Raw genomic sequence first — 378 nt, 5'->3', positions numbered from 1 at the left:
GGGAGAGCAGGATTCGAACCTACGAAGACATAAGTCAGCGGAGTTACAGTCCGCCCCAGTTGGCCACTTTGGTATCTCCCCAATTGCATTCAATAAATAAGTAACCTGAATCGTTTTTTCAGGTCAGTAAAATTTCATAAAAAAAGCCACTCGAAAAATCAAATGGCTGTTTAGAGCGGAAGACGGGGCTCAAACCCGCGACCCTCAGCTTGGAAGGCTGATGCTCTATCAACTGAGCTACTTCCGCATTGTGCAATTTGCTTTCTGCTGCTCTAAAAAAAATATAGAGCCGCTGGAGGGACTCGAACCCCCGACCTGCTGATTACAAATCAGCTGCTCTAGCCAGCTGAGCTACAGCGGCAGAAAGTGGGGAGAGCA

2 tRNA genes are annotated in these 378 nt (G+C 47.9%); both read right to left on the bottom strand.

Annotation, left to right across the window (positions count from 1 at the left end):
• Positions 1 to 174 precede the first annotated feature (174 nt).
• A tRNA-Gly gene (locus KEM10_RS24135) sits at positions 175 to 247 on the bottom strand.
• Between the two features lie 40 nt (positions 248 to 287).
• Positions 288 to 361 (bottom strand) — tRNA-Thr (locus tag KEM10_RS24130).
• Positions 362 to 378: the final 17 nt, after the last annotated feature.

The organism is Carboxylicivirga linearis (assembly GCF_018271995.1).
GTDB classification, from domain to species: Bacteria; Bacteroidota; Bacteroidia; order Bacteroidales; family Marinilabiliaceae; genus Carboxylicivirga; species Carboxylicivirga linearis.
This window is presented reverse-complemented; position numbering and strand designations above follow the sequence as displayed.